Annotated in this window: 19 protein-coding genes; 7 read left to right on the top strand and 12 right to left on the bottom strand. The window is 34.3% G+C overall.

The features are described from left to right. Positions 1-136 precede the first annotated feature (136 nt). The 3 genes from ACJJVI_RS01660 to ACJJVI_RS01650 are packed head-to-tail and all read left to right on the top strand — an operon-like array spanning position 137 to position 3236. Positions 137-694, top strand: coding sequence for a SprT-like domain-containing protein (locus tag ACJJVI_RS01660; protein ID WP_051788730.1), 558 nt, complete (start codon positions 137-139; stop codon positions 692-694). A gap of 2 nt (positions 695-696) precedes the next feature. Beyond that, complete coding sequence (locus ACJJVI_RS01655) at positions 697-1773, top strand: mannose-1-phosphate guanylyltransferase (RefSeq protein WP_348021112.1); 1077 nt, start codon at positions 697-699, stop codon at positions 1771-1773. After that, a complete protein-coding gene (locus ACJJVI_RS01650) occupies positions 1773-3236 on the top strand; it encodes a DUF389 domain-containing protein (protein ID WP_405349964.1) in 1464 nt (487 codons plus the stop codon). Before ACJJVI_RS01655 ends, ACJJVI_RS01650 begins: the two co-directional genes overlap by 1 nt. A gap of 3 nt (positions 3237-3239) precedes the next feature. Here ACJJVI_RS01650 and ACJJVI_RS01645 read toward each other — a convergent pair whose 3' ends face one another. The 7 genes from ACJJVI_RS01645 to ACJJVI_RS01615 form a co-directional block, all read right to left on the bottom strand. Then, a complete protein-coding gene (locus tag ACJJVI_RS01645) occupies positions 3240-4622 on the bottom strand; it encodes a Sau3AI family type II restriction endonuclease (protein ID WP_405349962.1) in 1383 nt (460 codons plus the stop codon). Further along, on the bottom strand, positions 4622-6442 hold the full coding sequence (locus ACJJVI_RS01640; RefSeq protein ID WP_405349960.1) for a DUF262 domain-containing protein: 1821 nt from the start codon (positions 6440-6442) through the stop codon (positions 4622-4624). Before ACJJVI_RS01640 ends, ACJJVI_RS01645 begins: the two co-directional genes overlap by 1 nt. Beyond that, entirely contained in the window at positions 6435-7667 is a 1233-nt protein-coding gene (dcm, locus tag ACJJVI_RS01635; protein ID WP_405349958.1) for a DNA (cytosine-5-)-methyltransferase, read from the bottom strand. The genes ACJJVI_RS01640 and dcm overlap by 8 nt, the downstream gene beginning before the upstream one ends. Further along, the gene (locus ACJJVI_RS01630) at positions 7657-7965 is read right to left on the bottom strand and encodes a helix-turn-helix domain-containing protein (RefSeq protein WP_405349956.1); all 309 of its coding nucleotides are present in this window, start codon (positions 7963-7965) and stop codon (positions 7657-7659) included. Before ACJJVI_RS01630 ends, dcm begins: the two co-directional genes overlap by 11 nt. Before the next feature lie 144 nt (positions 7966-8109). Then, entirely contained in the window at positions 8110-8706 is a 597-nt protein-coding gene (locus tag ACJJVI_RS01625) for an MCP four helix bundle domain-containing protein (protein ID WP_405349955.1), read from the bottom strand. 85 nt (positions 8707-8791) lie between these two features. After that, positions 8792-9556 carry an ABC transporter ATP-binding protein gene (locus ACJJVI_RS01620; protein ID WP_042272457.1) on the bottom strand — a complete coding sequence of 255 codons (765 nt, stop codon included), beginning with the start codon at positions 9554-9556 and terminating at the stop codon, positions 8792-8794. Continuing rightward, positions 9553-10293, bottom strand: coding sequence for an ABC transporter permease (locus ACJJVI_RS01615; RefSeq protein WP_042249524.1), 741 nt, complete (start codon positions 10291-10293; stop codon positions 9553-9555). The genes ACJJVI_RS01620 and ACJJVI_RS01615 overlap by 4 nt, the downstream gene beginning before the upstream one ends. 96 nt (positions 10294-10389) lie before the next feature. Between ACJJVI_RS01615 and pafA the strand changes: the two genes are divergently transcribed. Together pafA and ACJJVI_RS01605 are read left to right on the top strand one after the other, a co-directional pair. Next, on the top strand, positions 10390-12075 hold the full coding sequence (pafA, locus tag ACJJVI_RS01610; protein ID WP_405349952.1) for an alkaline phosphatase PafA: 1686 nt from the start codon (positions 10390-10392) through the stop codon (positions 12073-12075). Positions 12076-12138: 63 nt separating this feature from the next. Then, the gene (locus tag ACJJVI_RS01605) at positions 12139-12630 is read left to right on the top strand and encodes a DUF6646 family protein (protein ID WP_042249518.1); all 492 of its coding nucleotides are present in this window, start codon (positions 12139-12141) and stop codon (positions 12628-12630) included. Here ACJJVI_RS01605 and ACJJVI_RS01600 read toward each other — a convergent pair. The 4 genes from ACJJVI_RS01600 to ACJJVI_RS01585 form a co-directional block, all read right to left on the bottom strand. After that, the gene (locus tag ACJJVI_RS01600; protein ID WP_405349951.1) at positions 12620-13480 is read right to left on the bottom strand and encodes a glycosyltransferase; all 861 of its coding nucleotides are present in this window, start codon (positions 13478-13480) and stop codon (positions 12620-12622) included. The two genes, ACJJVI_RS01605 and ACJJVI_RS01600, sit on opposite strands and share 11 nt — an antisense overlap. Next, positions 13480-14013, bottom strand: a complete 534-nt coding sequence (locus ACJJVI_RS01595) for a methyltransferase (protein WP_405349949.1) — start codon at positions 14011-14013, stop codon at positions 13480-13482. Before ACJJVI_RS01595 ends, ACJJVI_RS01600 begins: the two co-directional genes overlap by 1 nt. Positions 14014-14096: 83 nt before the next feature. Next, positions 14097-14693: a hypothetical protein gene (locus ACJJVI_RS01590; protein ID WP_348021106.1), complete on the bottom strand. Its 597-nt coding sequence runs from the start codon at positions 14691-14693 to the stop codon at positions 14097-14099. A gap of 81 nt (positions 14694-14774) precedes the next feature. Next, complete coding sequence (locus ACJJVI_RS01585; protein ID WP_036584717.1) at positions 14775-17102, bottom strand: ATP-dependent helicase; 2328 nt, start codon at positions 17100-17102, stop codon at positions 14775-14777. 192 nt (positions 17103-17294) lie between these two features. Between ACJJVI_RS01585 and ACJJVI_RS01580 the strand changes: the two genes are divergently transcribed. Next, positions 17295-18836 carry an FMN-binding glutamate synthase family protein gene (locus ACJJVI_RS01580; RefSeq protein ID WP_036584719.1) on the top strand — a complete coding sequence of 514 codons (1542 nt, stop codon included), beginning with the start codon at positions 17295-17297 and terminating at the stop codon, positions 18834-18836. Positions 18837-18989: 153 nt separating this feature from the next. Next, positions 18990-19508, top strand: a complete 519-nt coding sequence (locus ACJJVI_RS01575; RefSeq protein ID WP_036584721.1) for a hypothetical protein — start codon at positions 18990-18992, stop codon at positions 19506-19508. Here the strand turns inward: ACJJVI_RS01575 and ACJJVI_RS01570 are convergent. Next, positions 19505-21610 (bottom strand): M1 family metallopeptidase, encoded by a 2106-nt coding sequence (locus tag ACJJVI_RS01570; RefSeq protein ID WP_405349945.1) that lies wholly within the window; start codon positions 21608-21610, stop codon positions 19505-19507. The two genes, ACJJVI_RS01575 and ACJJVI_RS01570, sit on opposite strands and share 4 nt — an antisense overlap. Positions 21611-21724 lie beyond the last annotated feature (114 nt).

Genomic DNA, 21724 nt, shown 5'->3' with positions numbered 1-21724 from the left:
AACTTTTTATAAAGTATCTTAATAACTAAGCTATTATTCACTTTCTAATCCTACTTTTCATCCCTAACTTGTAATTCATTAAAGTAACTTATTATTAGTGTCGGTTTTAGATAAATATATACCACGACTTGCTGTAATGCCTTTAACTCAATTGCTAGAGATGAATGCCGTTCATCTCAAAATTGTAAATGAACGTAAGACTAGGCATGGTGATTATAGACCATTACCAGATGGATCTCATCGCATTACCATTAACGCAAACTTAAATCAGTATCGTTTTTTAGTAACATTGGTTCATGAGATTGCTCATTTAGTTGCTTTTAAAAAGTATGGTAGGGCTATTAAACCACATGGAGTAGAGTGGAAACATACCTTCCAACATTTAATGCTACCTTTTTTAAGACCAGACATTTTCCCCAATGATGTTTTGCCTTTACTGGCCAGACATTTTAAAAATCCAACAGCCAGTAGTGATACTGATGCACATTTAAGTGTAGCTCTTAAAAAGTATGATGCTGCCACTGATAAAAATTATATATTTGAGTTAGTGCAAGGCGCTATTTTTGCGACAGATAATGGACGTAAATTTCAAAAAGGTAAAAAGTTGCGTAAACGCTATGAATGCTTAGAAATAGAGAGTGGTAAAGTTTATCTTTTCCAGCCTAATGTTCAGGTAGAAGTTTTAAAAAGTTAAGAATGAGTAATAAATATGCAGTAATAATGGCCGGTGGAGTCGGTTCCCGATTCTGGCCAGTAAGTAAACAGTCATTTCCTAAGCAATTTCATGATATGCTAGGGTTAGGTAAGTCATTATTACAAATGACCTTTACCAGATTGCAAGCTCAAATACCAGCAAATAACATTCTTATTTTAACTAATGAGGCTTATGTAGATCTTGTTAAAGAGCAATTACCTGAAGTGTTACCAGAGAATATAGTTGCCGAGCCTGCCATGCGCAATACCGCACCATGTATCTTACTAGCAGCATTAAAAATTCAAAAAATGAATCCAGAGGCTAGTATGATTGTTGCGCCCAGCGACCATTATATTGCCGAAGAAGATCTTTTTAATGAAGATTTAGCGACCACATTTGCCTTTTGTGAGCAACATCCACAGGCATTGATGACTCTAGGGATTCAACCTACATCACCTAATACTGGTTATGGATATATTGAGTATAATCAAGAGACAACAGCTGTAAAAAAGGTAAATCAATTCCGTGAGAAACCTAATTTAGAAACAGCACAGCAATTTCTAGATGCAGGTAATTTTTTATGGAACGCTGGTATATTTATATGGAGTGTAGATGCTGTGGTTGACGCTTTCGCGAAAGCGCAACCTACCATGACCCAATTATTCACCAACGGCATGCAGGTTCTAAATACGGAAGAAGAAGTGTCGTTTTTAGAGAGTGAATATCCAAAAGCAGAGAACATATCAGTAGACTATGCCATCATGGAAAATTCTAAAGAAGTTTATGTGCTACCAGCTCGATTCTCTTGGAATGACTTAGGTACTTGGGGTTCCTTATATGACAAACTAGAAAAGAATGAAGAGTCTAATGCCATTGTTAATGCTAGTGTCACAGCGATAGAATCACACGGCAATATGGTGAGAACAGCACCTGGTAAAAAAGTAATTTTACAAGGTCTAGAAGATTATATCGTGGTTGATCAAGATGATGTATTAATGATTATCCCTAAAAATGCTGAGCAAGAAATTAAAGAAATCCGTAATACAGCAATGGATAAGTACGGTAAAGAAATAGGTTAATGGAATCACAAGAATCACAAAATTCACAGACTGAAATTGATAACAGTCTTGAGGTTAACCAGCAAAAAATTAGTGGTATTTGGGATAATATCATGGCATTTTTACATGACTTATTAGATATCAGAAAAGACTCTGATAGAGATGAAACCATTGAGTCGGTTAGAAAAGATATCTCTTTTCAAGGCCATAATGCGTGGATTCTAATCTTCTCTATATTTATTGCATCTATAGGACTTAATGCAGACTCAACTGCAGTTGTAATAGGAGCCATGTTAATATCTCCACTTATGGGACCTATTGTAGGTATGGGATTAGGTACAGCAATTAACGATGATACTATGTTGCGCAGGTCGTTGATCAATCTAGGTGTAATGATGGGATTATCTCTTTTAACAGCGTCATTGTACTTTTTAATCACTCCGATGAAGGAGATTACCAGTGAATTAGATGCTCGTACGTATCCTACAATACTCGATGTTCTTATTGCTATTTTTGGTGGATTAGCATTAATTGTTGCCAAAGCTAAGAAAGGAACTATATCAAATGCCATTGCTGGTGTAGCAATTGCTACTGCGTTAATGCCACCGTTATGTACGGCAGGTTATGGTATTGCCACGTGGCAATTAAAAGTTTTTGGAGGTGCGATTTATTTATTCTGTATTAACGCAGTTTTCATCGCTTTATCTACATATTTAGTTTGTAAGCTTCTTGCGTTTCCTATGGTGAAATATGCAAATCAGGCTAAACGTAAACGTGTGTCTAGATTAGCTTCACTAATTGGTTTTTTAGTTTTACTACCATCTGTTGTATTGTTTTATCAGTTATTACAAGATCAACTAAGACAAAATGCCGTGAACCAATTTATGAATGAAATTGTTCAATATGATGGGATGAGACCTAACGATGACTGGAATAAGGATACTCAAACCCTAGATATAGTCATGCTAGGTGCGCCAGTTCCACAACCTATCGTTGATGAATGGAAGAAAAAATTTAAATCACAAGAACATCTAGAAGAAGCCAACGTAAGATTTTATCAAGGTAGTACGATGCCTGACGTCAATAATGATGGTGTAGAAATGGTACAAGAAGAACTTATTGATAAGCTGCGCTTGATACAAGATAAGGATGTGCGTATTGCAGCGCTAGAAGATGAATTGCGTCGCGTTAATGAACAAGGTAAGAACTTTGACATCATTAGTGAAGAGGTGCGATTGAACTATCCTCAAATCTCCAGTATAAGCTATGCGGAGTCTGTGAATAAGGACTTTATCACACAACTTACAGACACGATTGCAGAGTATAATATCCGTTTTAACGATACCACTTTAACCCAGCAAGATCGCGGTGCGATAAAAACACGCATGGCAAACTGGTTGCAATACCGCCTTAAAACCGACAAGATTAAAATTAATGAGTTGGAACGTAGTCTAGTTGTTGCAGTAGATAGTTTGGAGGAGTAGAGGTTATTTTAAATAGATTTCATCTCTAACGTAGGAAGCATTTAACCAAAAACTATGTTTTGTATATGCATGTAATCCAGTTAATTTATCATTAAATGGTAGGTCATAAGTGTCATCTGCATTTTGTGCATGAGGTCTTACATGACTAATTCTATTCTCACTTTTTTTAGGAAAGAATGTTTTACGTGTTCCTCGATCAGTTATTTCCTTAACAATCTCTCCTTCTGATATAGTATGAACCATTCTTGCCCAAACAACTTTGGCTTCTTCAATATCACTGAATGGCATATTCCAAAATTGAACTTTTCTCAAAACTAATTCTGTTCTTTGAAATTGATAAAAAACAAAGAAAAATTTACTTTCTAAAATATTTTTAAATTCAGAATCTTCCCAATCTGTCTCCAATAATTCAGTGTATTTAAATGTTGGGAATGAAATATCTTCCTTTGGTAAATCATTTTCTTTAAGTCGGATGGTTTTTACTTGAATATCTGCTTTTTCAAATTCTTCAATTTTTTTACCTAATTCAATCCCTAAAATTGCGCTTGTAAGACTTGCAAAATAGCTTTTTGATTTTGGATTGAGTTTTAATAATAATTCTTCTTCAATTGCTTTTGCGGACTTGCCATAAAACGGAATAAACCTTTCTATTACAAACTTCTCTATATTAACTTCAGCGCTCAATTCTTGCTGATTATTTAATATTTTACCATAAACAGCATCTTCTTCACTAGCGATGTTAGCAATGATATGATTAACGTATCCTTGTTTTAAAGAGTAAGCTCTCTGTTTAGCTTTCTTTGTATTGAATGGTTGATCTCTATAGGATTTTAAAGCAGTTGAACCTTTTGTACACGCACCTAGATAAAAAGTATCACCTTCAGATAGCTCATGTGCTTTTCCTTCTTTTATTTTTTGATTGATTTTCTCCCAATCTTGTTTGATGATTTTTAAATCCTCATCAGGATAATTCCAATCATCAACTAGCTTAATTACATAGTCCAGTAAATCAACTTCCTTTTCATGAAGATAGAAAACCAATAATAGATGAGCATTTTTTTTCCAGAATGAACTATTCTCAAATTCTTGTTCATGTACTTCTAAGTAATTAATTATGTTTAGAACTAATCTTTCCTTTGAACGGTATTCTCCATTTTTTAAAGTTTTCAATGGACTAGATTTAAGCTCTAAACCGGCTTCCTTAAAGTCTGGTTCAGAGTCCGAGTTTGGCTCATAACCGAAGTAAAATTTCTCTAATATTTGACCGAAATTTCCCTTGCCTAAATAATTATGTTCTTCAATTTCTTTTCCACAAGCTTCTCTTAGAGTATTACCTTTTAAAAGCTTTGCAAATTCAATTATAGAGTTTGAATCATTAATATTCATTAGTATCCAAGTTTTCTCTTTAAGTCAACAACCCATATTTCGTAAGCAATTTCACTCATGTATTCTTGACGTTGTGTTAAAGCTAAAAAGTTATTATTTTTTAGTGAATCAAAATCCCATTTTCTGTTTTCGATGTTCTCCACCAAAATTTTCAATAACATCATATCTGGTTCTACCTTTTTTATAATATTAATTTTCTCTGATGAAGGTTTGTTTTGTAATCGGCCGTTGAGTCTTTCCGGTATTAAAAGTAAATTACCAAGTGAGTGTATATAGGGCTTAATCTCTTTTTTATTAAGATTCCATTCTTTTGGTTCTTGTGGTACGTAATGCTCAATATTTACCTTGTCCTCATTCCAACCTGAGGATTCTTTACCTTGAAGTTTACTTTCTATCTCACTTAAGGTATATCTAATTAAACTTCTATTTTTATTAGAATACTTTATCCCAGAAATGCCTTCGTAAAAATCATGCTTCGATGGATTTAATTTTTCTCCAAATGTTTTGAATAAGTTTAGAAATAATTCGTTTAACTTACTCTTGTCATCATATTGATTTATTTTTCTTGCGGTTGTGTGAATCTGAATCCAATACCAATTTCCTGGTAATCCCATAATACCTGAATAGTAGAATGTGAATTCTTGGATTTTCTCAAGGTGCTTTATAAAATTTAATTTGTAAGTCTTTAATTTTTCTTGGTTCCGAAATAATGCAACAACTAATACTATCCAAGTTTTCCCTCTTATTGCTTTTAATGCACGAATACAATAATGAACCTTCATACCATTTTGTAAACCTAATTCATTCTGCCATTGACCTTTAGTATAGGTAAGTATTTTGTTTAAAATTTGCGATTCTTCGTGTAAATCTTCTAATAGGAAATGCCATTTTTCTTTTTCTGATTTTAATTCATTTTTAATGGCATTATATAATTTAGAATCAGGAATGTAATTATGTTTTGATGCCCAATAGTATCTCAAGAATTCTTTTGGTGATATTTCAATTCCAGAACTCTCAAGATTTTCAATTATATCTATCCAAGTTTCTTCTGCTTTTAACAATAGATTCTTATCAATATTTTTAAAAATCTGATTTTTTATTAAATCTGAAACACTTAAATCGACTCCTTGACCATTAACAGATTCAAAAATCTCAAAAGCCATCTCATAATCATCAATCTCAATACTTATTACAAATAGTTGATTGAGATTCTTATAAATCATCTTAAATACACTTTCATAATCGGAATTAACAACCTTTTCCTTTATCCTTTCCTTGAAATATAAGTAAGCAATTTTAATCAACTTTTCTTCTTCAGTCTTAGGATCAGTTAATCCAATTTCTTCTTCTGAATTTGCAAGGAAACTACTGCTGTTATATAATTGTATATTATTCTCGAAGTAACTTTGAGCTGTTGACCCAACTTTTAGATAATTTTTAAATTCGTTTGTAAGAACTTGTCTTTGACCTATTAAGTTTTCATTCACATCATTTGCTCTACTCAAAGAATCTGCTGTTTGACTATTCTTATGAAATTCTAACAAGAAATTCCTTAATGCCGCAGCTAAAATTGTAATGGTTACATATCGCTGTTGACCATCTATTATTTCTTTTTCTTGTTTAGTTTCAAATTCATCAATGTTATAAATAACTGTACCTAAGAATATTGATTCTCCTCTTTCTATTACTTTCCAAAGTTCTTCTAGATTTTCTTTTCTCCAGCTATATGGTCTTTGGTATTTGGGTATAGTATAAATAAAATTAGGTTTGTAATATAATTCGCCAATAGTTTTTTTGGTAGGTATGAATGTCTTAGTCATTATTTTTTATTCTTTGATAAAGTTCTTCTCCAATCTTCTCAATAACTCCAACTACTAAAGCATTTCCCATAAAGAAAGCTCTTTTCGTATCGGTAATACCTTCTAGTTCTGTATGATTATCGGGAAACATATTAAGTCGTTCTAACTCAACAGGTGTTAATCTTCTTAATCCTCTGTCTGAATTCACGACATGTTTAAATCTAGAAGCTGATTTCCCGCCTTCACCTGTTATTATAGTCCTTGAGGCGTTGTCTAAAGCGTCTGGGAAAATCATGGAACCTTCAGCGTAATTATATTCATAGCCATCTTTTGTCTTTCTTACTTCCTTTTTAGATCCTTTTAAATAATCCCATTTAGGTAAGTCATCTTTATCGATAAAGAATTCATTGGTTACTTCACCATTCTGCAATATATCACCAAGAACTTTTCTAGGACCATCATAACTTGGAATTGTTTTTCCGGTATACACTTTTCCATTTATCATAATTCCAGTGTTGTGAAATGGAGACAGTTTACCTTCTTTATTAAATTCATTAGTAATTTCGACCAAATCACCACTTAGTTCTATTTCTTGTAAAGAAATGGTTTGACCTACAGGAAAAGCAGATGCCATTGTTCCATCTTCAACAAGCCATTTTTCTTTACTTATCTTATTTATAGACTTACAAGTACTTGTAGATTTATGATAACCTATAAAGAAGACTCTTCTCCTTCTTTGTGGCATTCCATACTCAGCAGCATTAATGACTCGCCATTCAACAGCATAACCTAAATCATTTAGGCTTTGAAGCATTACAGCAAAATCACGACCACGTTGACTAGCAGGAGACTTTAAAAGTCTATCTACATTTTCTAAAAATAAATATTTTGGCTTCTTTTTCTTTTCTTCTAGTATTCTATGTATAGTCCACCACAACACTCCTTTTTTACCTTTTAATCCTTTTGAATTATGTAATGTTGTTGCTACTGAATAATCTTGGCAAGGGAATCCGCCAACTAATAAATCATGGTCAGGAATATCCTTAGTAGGCACAGTCGCAATGTCTTGGTTGGAATGATTCTCTTTGCCAAAACGAGCTTCATAAACCTTAGAAGCGTGTTGCAGTTTAGTAGAAGGTTCCCATTGATTACTCCATACTATTTCATAATTACTTTTTTCAAGTCCGAGTCGAAAACCGCCAACACCTGCAAATAGTTCAGCTACTTTGATTTTCTTATTTTCCATTTTCTCTGGATTTATAGTATTGTATTTTTTCTTCAGCCACTTTCAGTATCTCTGAAGTGGATTCTGTATATTTTAAATCGTCCGCTATTTTTTCTGAGTACCAATTTATGACTAACTCTTCTTCCGACAAGCCATAAAATACTGCAAGTCTTATGACCTGTTCTTTAGTTGGCTTTCTTTCACTTTTCTCAAATTTGCTAATCAGAGATTGATCAATATCTACTTCAGCAGCTACTTTACGAAGTATCATATCTTTTTCCTCTCTAGCTGATTTTAAAATTTCACCTAATGTTTTCATTGGTCAAAATTATTTTAGACAATTATTGTCCAAATTTATTAAAAGAAAATAAATTGACAAGCTTTTATTCAGTTATTTTCGAAGTATATAATTTGAAGATAGGTCTTCTGCTATTGCTTAATAAAAAATAACCTCGATAGCACGCTACTTCTTAGGATTATAAAGAATTATAACTTGAATGATAACGGCGAGAATAATCATAATCCATACTTCCATTTGAGTTAAAAGTTCCATGGACGCCATCGCCTTTTTACCGATATGCATCTGGCGATTGCCTTCTTTTATTTGTATATCTGACAGTTTGAGAAGTGTCTCATTGATCAAGTCTAGTTGCTGTTGTAAGCGACTGTTGTCTTGACCGTTTACAGCTGTAAAATCAGTAGCGTTTTCTAATGTGAATAGAGCAGCGAGCTCTGTTTGTAGATTATTAAAAACCTTTTCTTCTTCGAGAGTTAATTTAGTGGTAGAAAACTGCGTCATAGAATCATTTAATTCATCTTGAGCCTCGTTCTTTTGAGATAAATACGCGGTAGTGTTATTTAAAGCAATAAGCAATTCCTTCTCGTGAATCTCTAACTGAATGTCATAAATCAAATCCTTAGCAACCAGTCGATCTTCATAAATAGTAGAAACCGAATCTTGTACTCGCTTAAAGTTATTGCGATCAATGAAATTAGTTGCGAGTATAAGCGCAATGACTAGAAATAAACCTACCGACCACTTTATCTTGTTACTGACCATATTATACTTTTAAGTTTCTTAAAAATATGAAAATAGCCGTATTGAGATAATAATGTTATATAATTATTAACGAATATTTGAACGCTTAAAAACCTTCATTCTGCGCAATTCTTACTTTCTTAAATAAGTCTGAGCTATAAACGAAGTCGGTTACCGCTTCATTATCGGTCTTAAAGATTTCTTTATTGCCTCCTTCCCAGGCGATCAATCCGTCTTTAAGAAAAACAATGGTTTCACCTATTTCCATCACAGAATTCATATCGTGTGATATAATCACGGTGGTAATATTACGCTCGTGTGTTATTTCTTGAATCAATTGATCGATTACGGTAGCTGTTTTAGGGTCTAATCCACTATTGGGCTCATCACAAAATAAATACTGTGGATTATTTGCAATAGCTCTACCTAGGGCAACACGTTTTTGTTGTCCACCAGAGATCTCACTAGGCATTTTTTTATTCAGATTGACTAGGTTAACACGTTCCAGAATTTCGTTTGCTCGCTCTCTACGCTCAGCAAGTTTCATTCTAGAAAACATTCTAAGTGGAAACATGATATTTTCTTCAACGGTCATAGAGTCAAAGAGAGCACTGTGTTGAAATAGCATTCCCATTTCCTTACGTAATTCACTCTTGCGGTCAATATCCATATCCAATAAAGATTCACCAGAATAGATAATCTCACCATCATCGGGCTCAAATAAGCCAAGCATATTTTTTAAAAACACAGACTTACCAGATCCACTGGCGCCTATGATCATATTTGTTTTTCCTTGCTCAAATGTAGCATTAATACCTTTCAGGACCGCTTCTCCATTAAATCCTTTATATAAGTTTTTAATTTCTATCATGTGGTCAGAAGTATTTGAGTAAGAATATAGTTGGCTACAATAATGGCAACACATGTCCATACAAAAGATGTCGTAGAGGCTTTACCAACTTCTAATGCGCCACCTTCCATATAATAACCATGATAACTAGGTATAGTCGCTAACAGTATACCAAAAACCATTGTTTTAATAAATGCATATGCAATGTGCCATGGGATAAAAGTATCTTGTAAACCAACAACAAAATCTTCTAAGCTTACCAGATTTCCATAAACACTGGCTAGAAATCCACCAAATATCCCAACAAACATGATGATAGCAATTAAAAATGGATAGAATAATAGCGCTATAATCTTTGGATAAATTAAATAATTAAGAGGATTAATACCCATTACTTCAAGAGCATCAATTTGCTCTGTAACTCTCATAGTGCCTATACTCGAGGTAATATAAGAGCCTACTTTACCAGCCATAATAACTGATATAAATGTAGGTGCAAACTCTAAAATTATGGACTGTCTAGTCGCAAAACCTATTAAACTTTTAGGAATCAAAGGGTTGTCTAGGTTTAAGGCAGTTTGCAGTGCCACTACGGCTCCCATAAAAAGGGATATAAAAGCCGTTATACCTATGGAGCCGATAATTAAGTCGTCTATCTCCTTAAGTACCAGTTCTCTCAATACAGATGTTTTAGTAGGTCTTTTGAAAACACCTATTAACATCAACATATATTTACCTATGTGTCTTAGAAATCTCATGAATGGTAAAAGTAGATAAAAAATCCATGAAGCGATTTAATGCAATCTTAAACTTTCTGCTTTTCATTATCCTTATTTTTGCACAAAATCTATGACATGAAAACTTTTTGGACAGCTTTACTATTTATGACGCTATTGGTCAGTTGTGGTACGCTTTCGCGAAAGCAAGAAACCACTACCGTAAAGACATCAATTAATCAAGAACGTTATACTAACGACACAACCAAACCTAAGTTAGTCGTAGGTATAGTAGTTGATCAAATGCGTTATGATTATCTCACGCGTTTTTACAACAGATATGGTGAAGGAGGTTTTAAAAGATTAATGAATGATGGTTTTAACCTTACTAATAACCATTATAATTTTGTGCCTACTTATACTGCTCCAGGTCATGCTTCCATTTATACAGGTACATCACCTATGAACAATGGTATTATAGGTAATAACTGGTTTGATAAATTTGAGAATAGATCAATTTATAATGCTAGTGATGATACTGTGGAACCTGTAGGGACTACAAATGCAGAAGGTAAAATGTCGCCTAGACGTTTATTGACAACAACTGTTACAGATGAATTAGAACTACATACACAAGGTCGTTCTAAAGTAATAGGTATTTCTATAAAAGATCGCGGTGCTATATTGCCTGCAGGTCATGCTGCAGATGCAGCTTATTGGTATCGTGGTGGCGATGAAGGGACATTTATTTCGTCTACATTTTATATCAATGAATTACCAAAATGGGTAAGTGATTACAATGCTAGTAATCCATCACAACCCTATATGAGAGAATGGAATACACTTTACCCATTATCCACCTATACTGCTAGTGGTACTGATTTAAATGATTTTGAAAAAGCACCACGTGGTAAAGAAACGGCAACATTTCCTTATGATTTACCTGCATTACAAGATGAAAATGGAGGCTATAGTTTATTAAAGGCAACACCTTATGGAAATAGTCTAGTAGCAGATTTTGCAATAGCGGCTTTAAAAAATGAGCAAATGGGAATGGATGCTATTCCTGATTTTCTAGCTATCAGTTTTTCTAGTACAGATTATGTAGGACACCAATATGGTGTAAATGCAGTAGAGTTAGAGGATACTTATTTAAGATTAGATCTAGAATTAGAGCGTCTTTTATACGCTTTAGACCATCAAGTTGGGAATGATAATTACACTGTTTTCTTAACCGCTGATCATGGTGCGGTTAATAATCCAGCATATTTACAATCACAAGGCATTGCTGCTGGGTACTTTGAAAATGATGCATTAGAGCAATTCTTAAAAGCACAGTTAAAGATTAAATATAGTAATGAGAAGATCATAAAAAAAATCTCTAATAGTCAAGTCTTCTTAGATTATGAGCAACTAGAAATGGCTCAATTAAAATCTGAAGATGTACAACGATTTTTAAGTTCTTTATTAACTAATTATAAGTCTATTGATAAAGTTTTTACCCGTGAGGCGCTTACTAATTCAAATTTTACTAATGGAGTAGGAGCTCTAATTCAAAATGGTTTTCACCATAAACGTAGTGGTGATGTTGTTTATGTTCTTGAGCCTGGAGTAATAAGTTATTCTAGAACAGGTAGTACTCATGGTAGTTCACAAAGCTATGATACGCATGTACCGTTATTGTTTTATGGTGCAGGAATTAATAATGGTACTAGTGCGCAACGAACTCATATTATTGATATAGCGCCTACTATTTCTAGCCTATTAGGAATTAGTTTTCCTAATGGAGCGACTGGAAATCCTATATTACCTGTATTAAAGTAACTTTGGTGAATAATAGAATAGCATAATAATTATATTTGTGCTTTGATAATTAAACAATAACAAATGAAAAAAATATTACTTATCCTTGCTCTTATAGCAACCACTGCTGCAACAGCACAAGTTTATACAGGTAAAGGAGATCAAAAATTTCAAGTAGGTGCTGATTTTCAATCTGGATCAACTGGTGTACAAGCGACCTATGATTATGGAGTAGGAGAAAACATCTCTTTTGGTCTAACGGCTGCATACGCCTTAGGTATAGATGATGACATCAGTGTAGATTTTGATGAAAGAGCGATGCTACGTTTACGTTTTAATGCAAACATAGGTAACGTGATTAATGTAGATCCTAATTTAGATATTTATCCAGGATTAGGATTTAGTACAAAGAATTTTGGTGGTCACTTAGGTGCTCGTTATTTTTTTACTGATGGTTTTGGACTATACACAGAGGCTGCAGTGCCATTTGCATCATATAAAACAGAAGACCTAACTCCTGCAGAGGATTTATACAATCAGTTTACAATTAGTTTCGGAATGTCTTTCAATTTCTAAAACCTATTTTAGACTTAATACCGTTCCACCGGTATGACCTTATAAAACGACCTTGATCTTCTGTCACCAGAGGTTCAAGGTTATTTTTTTGTGCTAATCTGTAACCTTTTAAATAGTCTAAAACAAGTCTTATTTTCTTTTTATTCCAAGCCATTTTTGCAGCTGTAATAAAAGTTAACCACCAGCCATAACGCATTTTATAGAAGGCTTCACCTTGAAGGTATTTTGCTTTAGCATTATATGACGCACCAGTAGGCTTAAGATGTTTTACAAGTAAATTAGGAATCGTCACTACTTTCCATCCGTAGAATCTAGCTAGCATTTCATCAATGGTATCCCATCCTATAGACGATTTGAGTCCACCTATTTGTTGAAAACAGGTGGTGCGATATGCTTTCAATGCACCACGAATATGATCCTTATTCGTTCCTTTTTCAAGTTCCCATTCAGCATTGTTTTCTATTGAGCAATGACCTGCAACCATACCATTTGTATCGCTTTCGCGGAAGCGTGACACTAGTAATTCTATATAATTAGCAGGAAAAATAAGATCGGCATCATATTTACAAATGATATCAAAATCTGTTATTTTGATATTTGAAAGACCTACATTAAAGGCATTAATAACTTTAGATCCAGGAATATTTTGATCGCTCGATTGATGAGTAATAACACAAATAGACTCGTGCTGATTTTGATAAGATTGTGCTATTTGCAACGTGCCATCGGTAGAATTATCGTTGACAATGAGAATTTTGGAAATTTTGAAAGTTTGGGATAGTAAGCTGTCGAGCGTTTTGGCTATAAAACGTTCTTCATTGTAAGTAGGAATGATGACAGCAATTTTCATTATGTCTTTGATGATATTTTTTCACAATAAACGAGATAATAACGATTTGTGAAATGTCGCAGTAATGGTCTAATACCTAGTTTCTTTACTGGGTTAGTAAACTTAATACTATCCATTACTTTCCATCCTGCTTTTTCTAGTACATAGTCCAGTTGCCAAGGTTCAAACTCGTGATAATGTTGATCTCTAATATCATTTTTATTACGATAAGCACTGGTGAACCATAGTTTTAATGGAACGCTTATTACGACTTTATTACCTGAAATGGCTTTTAATGAGGTATAAGGACTTACTAGATGTTCAAATATTTCAAAAGCTGTAACGACATTACCATTAAAATTCTCTATTTCACTAACATCATCATCTAGGTCAGTACCACTGGTATTCTGTACATCATAACCAGCGTCTTTCATTATCTTAGAAAACGGATTTTCAACTCCTAAATCTAAAATAGATTGGTCTTTTGAAATATGTTTTTCTAGAAATTCTAACGTGATATTAAATCGTTTATGAGGGAAATTATGTTCGTACAACTTTTTTGATTTTGTAAACTTTCAATGTCAAAAGTAATCTATCATTATATTTCTAAAACTATTGTCGAGTGGTAAAAGAATATTTATCCTCTACGTCGTTCTAACAAAATCATCATCATAAGGCCTAACATCACTCTTTCTTTGTCATCTTCATCTATATCTGTATGCTTAGTAAGTTCAAATTCCTTACCTAAAAATGAAGGCATTTTTTTTAGCTTTACTACAACTTCACCTTTGCTATTAGTCACGTTATAGGTCGGATTAAAAAGGTATCCAGTAAAAAAACCTAGAATAGGAATCTCACCTAATAAATTATCTAGAAAACGAGTAAAAGCACTTTGTTCCTTAACGTTATACTGTGGTTGCTGGTTTTGATCGATGATATTATATTCAGCTTTCCACATGCTACGCCATCCTTTGCGTGCGATTTTACCTATCTCCTTATTGTTTGCATCCATCATGCTGTAAGCGGCACTCCAATCCAACCATTTATTTGCAGCGATAGTAAATAAAACTCTTGTTTTACTCTCATCACTATAAACGTTTACAGCTTCTTTTAGTTTGAACATTTTTTGCTTTACATAGGCTATGGTTTGTCCTTGGGCATTGCGCGCTGTAAAATCATTTGAAAGCGTGGTTACCTTGAAGCTAAATTTGATAGGGTAGTCTAGGTTATTCATTATGGGTTGGTTTAATTGGTCGTTTAGTTAAATATTAAGCGCTAATTTAAACACCTAATCGTGTTGATGCTTGTAGATTGTTTATTCGTCAATAACCTCCAATTTTGCAAATCGTAATAATAGTTTTTTAATTCCACCGACTTGAAAGTTAATTTCTGCTTTTTTCTCACCACCAGCACCTTCTATATTTACAACGGTTCCTCGGCCGAAGCGTCCATGTGAGACGATCATTCCTGGCTCTAAGCTTCCTTCAAAACCTGATGGAGCACTATTATTACTAGATGAACTAGGTCGTATCTTGCGCAGTTTTCTAATCTGATCTTCACTAGGTCTACTAACACTAGGTGGCTTACCAGATACTGGTTTACGCTGTCTTAATTTAGATTTGTCTGGTTCATCCCATAAATGATCGGTTAAGGCGCTTTTGTACCTATAATCATCCATAGGAGTTGTGTACTCTAGATATTGGTCATCTATCTCAGTAATAAAACGGCTAGGTTCTGCATCGACTAGTTTTCCCCATCGATATCTACTTAAGGTATAAGTAAGGTATGCTTGATGCTCTGCTCTAGTAAGTGCTACATAAAATAGGCGTCGTTCCTCTTCTAATTCCTCGCGAGTATTCATACTCATTCCACTAGGGAAAAGATCTTCTTCCATTCCTACGATATATACGTATGGAAACTCTAATCCTTTGGCAAGGTGAATAGTCATTAAAGAAACTCGATCATCGGTGTCTTTTTCATTATCTAAATCAGTTGCTAGAGCGACATCTTCTAGAAACTCTGCAAGAGAACCTCTAGCTTCATCAACTTCTTTCTGACCTTCAACAAAGTCTCGCATTCCATTCAGTAGCTCTTCAATATTCTCAACTTTAGAGATACCTTCTTGACTACCATCTTTTTTAAGCTCATTAATTAATGCACTTTTCTTTATCACATATTCTGTAAGTTCAAAAACAGATTGTGTTTCTTCAAGAGCCTGAAAGCTCTTAATCATCATGACAAAGTTTTTAAGCTTTGTTTTTGTACTGCTAGCAATTCCTATGTCAATGCGATCAATATGTTCTATAACTTCAAAAATACTGCGGTCATAGTGCTTTGCTGCAACAATCAATTTATCCATAGTAGTCGCACCTATACCACGCGCTGGATAATTAATAATACGTTTTAAAGATTCTTCATCTTTAGGATTAACGATAACTCTTAAATAGGCTAGTACATCTTTAACCTCTTTACGTTGGTAAAAACTCAATCCTCCATAAATTCTATAAGGGATATCTCTTTTACGCAAGGCATCTTCCATCGCTCTGGATTGCGCATTAGTCCTGTAAAGAATAGCAAACTGATCATTACCCAGTTGCTTTTGCATCTTATTTTCAAAAATTGAACCAGCGACATATCGTCCTTCTTCGGCATCACTCATTAAACGATGTACGATGATTTTGGGTCCATCATTATTTGCTGTCCATACAACTTTGTCTAGCTTCGTTTTATTTTTATCAATGATAGAGTTTGCTGCTTCTACAATATTTTTTGTGGATCGATAATTCTGTTCTAGTCGATAGGCCTTTACACCTTCATAATCGCGCTGAAAATTCAGAATGTTATTAATGTTTGCACCACGGAATGCATAAATAGATTGCGCATCATCACCTACCACACATATATTTTGAAATTTATCAGAGAGTGCTTTTACGATGAGGTATTGTGAATGGTTAGTATCTTGATACTCATCAACGAGAATGTATTGAAAACGATTTTGATATTTTGCCAGTACTTCTGGAAAGCGATTCAATAGTTCATTTGTTTTTAACAATAAATCGTCAAAGTCCATTGCACCTGCTTTGAAACAACGCTCCACATATTCTTTATAAATATCTCCAAAACGTGGTCTGCGCGCCATCGCATCTGCCTCTTGCAAGTCTGCATCGTTAAAATAAGCTCTTACGGTAATAAGGCTATTCTTCATGGAAGAGATGCGAGAAGCAATTTGCTTGTATTTGTAAACATCTTTATCCAGTCCCATTTCTTTTATGATAGCGCTCACTAATCTTTGCGAGTCTTGTGAATCATAAATAGTGAAATTTGATGGATAGCCTAATTTATCTGCTTCCATACGCAATAGTCTTGCAAAAACAGAGTGGAAGGTACCCATCCATAAATTCTTTGCTTCACTTTGACCAACGATGTCTGCGATACGCTTTTTCATTTCGCGAGCAGCCTTGTTAGTAAACGTAAGTGATAGAATATTAAAAGCATCTACACCTTGTTGCATTAAATATGCAATACGCAAAGTTAGTACTCGAGTCTTACCAGATCCAGCACCAGCTATAACGATCATGGCACCATCTTTTTGCAACACTGGTTCACGTTGCGCGTCATTTAATTGAGATATATAATCTTGCACTTTTTTCTTTTTCTAGGGAAGACAAGATACGAGTTGAAGGGCGTTTTTTTATCCAATATTCATATTTTTTATAAACGATTTTTTGCAACTTCAAGAGCTCTGATTTTATCAATTATGATCTTGTTATTTCGCTTTCGCGAAAGCGTAATTCTTAATCTCATTTATGTATTTTTACGATTCAAATTTTTTTAGATGATTGATTTTATTCTGGACCTGGCGTGGTACTGGTGGTTAGTAATAGTTGTTGTTGTAGTAGCATTATATGATATATTTAATAAGAAGCATATCATTCTTAGAAATTTTCCTGTAGTAGGGCACTTCCGTTACTGGTTGGAAAGTGTAGGTCCAGAACTACGACAATATATTGTTGCAAATAATCGTGAAGAGCTACCCTTTAATAGAATTGAGCGTGGTTGGATTTATGCCAGTGCAAAAAATGAGAATAATTACGAAGGATTTGGTACAGATAGAGATATTTATGCTCATCAATATATTTTCATCAATAATGCAATGATGCCTTACAAGGTAGAAAAAAATCATATTTCACATCAAGAACCTACTTTTTTACCTTGTGCTAAAGTTATAGGCGCTGCAAAGGGTAGAAAAAGACCTTTCCGTCCAGCTAGTGTAATTAATATTAGCGCGATGAGTTATGGTAGTCTATCTGCAAAAGCTGTTGATGCTATGAATAACGGAGCAAAACAAGTCCATGCCTATCATAATACTGGTGAAGGTGGATTGTCTCCATATCACAAACGTGGTGCAGACGTCGTTTTTCATATTGGAACAGGCTACTTTGGCGTGAGAGATAAAGATGGTAATTTCTCTATGGACATGTTAAAGCAACTTGTTAAAGATCATCCTCAAGTGAGAGCAATTGAATTGAAGTTATCTCAAGGTGCAAAACCTGGAAAAGGTGGTGTGTTACCAGGTTCTAAAATCACTAAAGAAATTAGTGAGATACGTAATGTTCCTATGGGTGAAGATGTACTATCGCCACCTACACATAGTGCTTTTGAAGGAATAGAAGGTCTAGTTGACTTTGTGGAGCAAATTGCGCAAGAGACCGGATTACCTACTGGTATTAAAGCGGCTATAGGTAAGTTAGAACAATGGGAAGAACTGGCAGATATTATGAAAGCAACCGGTAAAGGACCAGATTTTATCACTGTTGATGGTGGTGAAGGTGGTACTGGAGCTGCGCCACCTAGTTTTGCAGATCATGTTTCTTTGCCATGGGTTTATGGATTTAAGGATTTATATCAGGTTTTTCAAAAACGCCATATGACTGAAGATCTAGTCTTTATAGCTTCTGGTAAATTAGGTTTTCCTGCAAAAGCTGCTATGGCTTTTTCTATGGGTGCAGATGTTGTTAATGTTGCTCGAGAAGCGATGATTTCTATAGGATGTATACAAGCGCAAGCTTGCCACAATAATACCTGTCCGACGGGTATTGCAACGCAAAATAAATGGTTGCAACGTGGTATTGTAGTTCCTGAAAAAGCGGGAAGACTAGCGAGCTATTTTAAAAAGTTTAATAAAGAATTACTTGAGATAACACATGCTGCTGGATATGAACATCCATGTCAGTTTGATATGCGCGACGTTGACGTAAGTATAGGAGATAGCAATATGACCCAAACGTTAGAGTATACTTACAAATATCAAAAAACACCGGTACCATTTGAAAGTATGCAAGACTTAAAAGATTGTCCACATTTAGGTGGTAAGTAGTATAGATTATTGTTTTTAATGAACCATTAATGTTGTAAAAAGTAGGCGAGATAACTAGCAATGATTAATACTAACAATTCATTAAATCACGAGTTTATTTTAATCTGATACATTACTTTTGATTTACTAACGTTATAAGAAAAACACATGACTATGGATGATAAAATTCTTTTAGGTTTTATAGCTGTTTTACCTGCACTAGTAGTGGGTTTTGTAGCTTTTTATTTTTTAACATCGTTTATGAAAAACGAGGAACGTAGACGTCGTTTTCTTACCGTTAGAGAATCACAAGGTAAAACCTTACCTACTAGAATGGCTTCTTATGAGCGTATGACATTATTTCTAGAACGTATTAAACCTAATAATTTAGTCGTTAGAACACTAGCTGGTTCTATGACTAAGTTGCAATATGAGCAAACTTTAATTTCTGCTATTGATCAAGAATTTGAACACAATATAGCACAACAGATATATGTGAGTGAAGAATGTTGGAATATCATACGAGCGGCAAAGAATACGACCATTCAACAAATACGACAGGTCGCTATGAGTAGCAAAATCAACTCAGGCGAAGATCTAAGACAAGCCATCGTTAATGAATTAATGGACAAGCGTGCACCTAGTGCTGCTGCCTTAAGCTATTTAAGATCTGAGGTAAAGGACCTTTTCTAGACCTTAAATAAATCCCTTATTCTTTTCTGTTCATCATCAGGCATTGTAGACAGTATCCTGTCTATCAATACCCTAGATTCATCTTTTTTATAAAGTGCTTCAAAAATATCACGACTATTTTTGTAGAATCTCCAGCTGTGATGAAAACAAGCATCTATTAAGTCGCGATAGTTTTGCGTTCCCATAGCGTCTAGATTGATGAGGTAGTCAAATGCCGCTGTACGAGTCTGTGGACTATATTCTGGACTAGTAAATTTAGAAATACCTTGTAGAAAATCATACTTCTCGTTGTTCTTAAAATCACTAGAATTGAGTGCAAGAGCATTCCATGCCATTTCTAGAGAAGGGCTCATAGTATTCCAACTTTCTTTAGCATTTCTTAAAATATTAGGTCGGTCCATAGGGTTACCTTGCCATAATAAAAATAGAGCACTTTCTCTAGTTAAATAAGACTGATCATTTAGCATTGTTCTCAGTAATTTATCTAGTGCAGGATCATAATTTTGTAAACTTAAAGCAATGGCTTGTCTAACCTTAACATTTCCGGTTGCAGCGGCTTCTTTATAAAGTTCAATGATTCGATCGTTTTTTTTGTGTAGTATTAATTGACTTATCATTTCTTCAACCAGCAATTCATTAACGGGCGACCTCAAGGTTTCTTTATAAGAATTAAAAGATTCATCAAAACTAGAAATACTGCGTGCGGCAAGTTGAAAGTACTGCTCCATAAAATTACTCTTACGCAATAGCTGTAGTGCTTCAGCGCTAGGAAATTGAGTGTTAGTAAGCCATCTGTTTTTAAATGCACTCATGTCCTTACCACTCGTATTACTTACGATTTTTAAAAAATCATCAGTCGTTACATTTCTGCCAGCATATTGCTTTAAATACGTGCGCACACTTAATTTAAAATCTACATCACCTATTTCATCTCTTAGTGCATGTAATGCCCATGCACCATGTTGATAAAAGGTCAGACTACTCGCTTTAGGGTCTAGTAAAGCGGTTCCTCTTCCAGCTTTAGTTTGAGCAATTAACGATTCTGCATTTTCAAATAAAGTCATGTAATAATGATCTTCTCCATAAATCTCTTGTTCTGCGAGCATAGAGTAGTAGGTAGCAAATCCTTCCTGAAGCCAGTGATGCTTTCCGCTGGTTTCAGTAACTAAATTACCAAACCATTGATGTGCCATCTCATGAGCGTTTACAGTAACATAATTTCCATCATTAAATGCGATCTCATCTACGACAAATTGATCGCTATAAATGGTTGCTGTGGTATTTTCCATACCAGAGTAAAGAAAATCTTTGACTGGTATTTGTTTATATACTTTCCACGGATATTCAATTCCTATTTCTTGTTCTAGAAAGTCAAACATTTTAATAGTATGTCTATAAGTAGGTTCTGCTTTTTGTAAATCTTCTGGATAATAGTATAATTCCATTTGCTTTTGTGAAGCACTCATTTTTTTCTCCACCTCATAGTTACCTACTACCATAGCTATCAGGTAACTACTCATAGGTATATCCATGTTAAATTGCCATTTTCTATTCTTATCAACCTCAGTAGTTTCTAGAAGCACACCATTAGATATAGCTTGATATTGAGATGGCGCAGTGATACTGATATCCCAGACTATTTTATCATTCATGTCATCTATACTAGGCAACCAGTTACTCGTATATTTCCCTTGACCTTGTGTCCATATTTGATCCCATTTTCCGTCATTATCCTTATCGATATGGTATAGTGCTGTATTAGGTTGCGTTGAAAATTCTATAGAGATGTCGTGTGTTGCGCTTTCGCGAAAGCGTGATTCTACAACTATTTGCTTCTCATTATAATCTGCCTTTACAGGCTTACCATCTACTTTAACATCGTAGCGTGTGATGTTTTTTGCATCTATAAACAGAGATGGAGTGTCTTTAAGTATTGTAAGGTTATAACTTACGGTACCCGATATAATCTCGGAATTTTCATTAACATAAATATCTACTGCGGCAGTTTTAAAATCAACAATATCTATCTGTGATGGACTGTCTTGAGCAATAGAAAATATAGAATATAGGCTGGCAATGGACCAGAGAAAAAATGTCTTCATAGGGTAAGCAAAATACAAAAGTCACGCCAAGCTGAAAGACGCAAATTGATAAATTCTAGTTAAGAACGTGAGTTCGTATTGCTTATTGAATGGGAAAAGGTTTTTAGCATTACT

Origin of the sequence: Nonlabens sp. Asnod3-H03 (assembly GCF_045063665.1) — a bacterium.
In the GTDB taxonomy this organism is placed as follows: domain Bacteria; phylum Bacteroidota; class Bacteroidia; order Flavobacteriales; family Flavobacteriaceae; genus Nonlabens; species Nonlabens ulvanivorans.
Note: the sequence above shows the minus strand (reverse complement) of the source record. Positions and strands in the feature narration are given on the sequence as shown.

Coding starts and splice junctions, on each gene's coding strand:
- ACJJVI_RS01570 (WP_405349945.1), bottom strand. CDS start 21,610: ATGAAGACATTTTTTCTCTGGTCCATTGCCAGCCTATATTCTATATTT.
- ACJJVI_RS01630 (WP_405349956.1), bottom strand. CDS start 7,965: ATGAAAACATTAGGTGAAATTTTAAAATCAGCTAGAGAGGAAAAAGAT.
- ACJJVI_RS01650 (WP_405349964.1), top strand. CDS start 1,773: ATGGAATCACAAGAATCACAAAATTCACAGACTGAAATTGATAACAGT.
- ACJJVI_RS01660 (WP_051788730.1), top strand. CDS start 137: ATGCCTTTAACTCAATTGCTAGAGATGAATGCCGTTCATCTCAAAATT.
- ACJJVI_RS01645 (WP_405349962.1), bottom strand. CDS start 4,622: ATGAATATTAATGATTCAAACTCTATAATTGAATTTGCAAAGCTTTTA.
- ACJJVI_RS01620 (WP_042272457.1), bottom strand. CDS start 9,556: ATGATAGAAATTAAAAACTTATATAAAGGATTTAATGGAGAAGCGGTC.
- ACJJVI_RS01640 (WP_405349960.1), bottom strand. CDS start 6,442: ATGACTAAGACATTCATACCTACCAAAAAAACTATTGGCGAATTATAT.
- ACJJVI_RS01590 (WP_348021106.1), bottom strand. CDS start 14,693: ATGAATAACCTAGACTACCCTATCAAATTTAGCTTCAAGGTAACCACG.
- ACJJVI_RS01605 (WP_042249518.1), top strand. CDS start 12,139: ATGAAAAAAATATTACTTATCCTTGCTCTTATAGCAACCACTGCTGCA.
- ACJJVI_RS01655 (WP_348021112.1), top strand. CDS start 697: ATGAGTAATAAATATGCAGTAATAATGGCCGGTGGAGTCGGTTCCCGA.
- ACJJVI_RS01575 (WP_036584721.1), top strand. CDS start 18,990: ATGGATGATAAAATTCTTTTAGGTTTTATAGCTGTTTTACCTGCACTA.
- ACJJVI_RS01615 (WP_042249524.1), bottom strand. CDS start 10,293: ATGAGATTTCTAAGACACATAGGTAAATATATGTTGATGTTAATAGGT.
- ACJJVI_RS01625 (WP_405349955.1), bottom strand. CDS start 8,706: ATGGTCAGTAACAAGATAAAGTGGTCGGTAGGTTTATTTCTAGTCATT.
- pafA (WP_405349952.1), top strand. CDS start 10,390: ATGAAAACTTTTTGGACAGCTTTACTATTTATGACGCTATTGGTCAGT.
- ACJJVI_RS01600 (WP_405349951.1), bottom strand. CDS start 13,480: ATGAAAATTGCTGTCATCATTCCTACTTACAATGAAGAACGTTTTATA.
- ACJJVI_RS01580 (WP_036584719.1), top strand. CDS start 17,295: ATGATTGATTTTATTCTGGACCTGGCGTGGTACTGGTGGTTAGTAATA.
- dcm (WP_405349958.1), bottom strand. CDS start 7,667: ATGGAAAATAAGAAAATCAAAGTAGCTGAACTATTTGCAGGTGTTGGC.